This is a genomic window from Streptomyces sp. AC627_RSS907, from assembly GCF_019049165.1.
Window position 1 is genome coordinate 1 of sequence record NZ_JAGMUE010000527.1, and the last position, 628, is coordinate 628.

The 628-nt window shown below is 76.4% G+C and carries 1 pseudogene; it reads right to left on the minus strand.

Annotation, left to right across the window (positions count from 1 at the left end):
- Positions 1-163 precede the first annotated feature (163 nt).
- A pseudogene (locus KUM32_RS36840) lies at positions 164-628 on the minus strand (insulinase family protein); the annotation flags it as partial.

Consider the following 628-nt stretch of genomic DNA (forward strand, 5'->3'; position numbering starts at 1 on the left):
CGCCCCGGCCCCGTGGACCGCTCGACGCGCCTCCCGGCGCTCCGGGCGCTGACGGCACGGGCAGCGCGGGCGGCACGGGCGGCGCAGGGCCGGGCCCGGGCCGGACGGCACCTGACGGCTCGCCAGCCCGGCTCGGGCCACCGGGGTGTCCCGCCGCTAACCGCTAGCCGCTCACCACCCGTACGTCCCCGATGCCCAGCGCCTTCACCGGCTCGGCGATCACCGAGGCGTCGCCGACCAGCACGGTCACCAGCCGGTCGGTGGGGAAGGCGGCGACGGCCGCGGCGGTCGCCTCGACCGTGCCGGTCTCCGCGAGCCGCCGGTAGAGGTGGGCCTGAAAGTCGTCCGGCAGGTGCTGCTCTACCTGGTCCGCGAGGGTGCCCGCGACCGAGGCGGCCGTCTCGTACTTCAACGGGGCGATCCCCACCAGGTTCTGCACGGCCACGTCGCGCTCGTCGTCCGTGAGCCCGTCGGCGGCCAGCGTGCGCAGCACCTTCCACGCGTCCTCGAGGGCAGGCCCCGTCACCTCGGTGGCCACCGAGCCGCTGATGGCCAGGAGGGAGAGGCCGGTGCCCTCCGGCGTGGAGCGCAGCACCTGGGCGAAGGCCCGCACGCCGTAGGTGTAGCC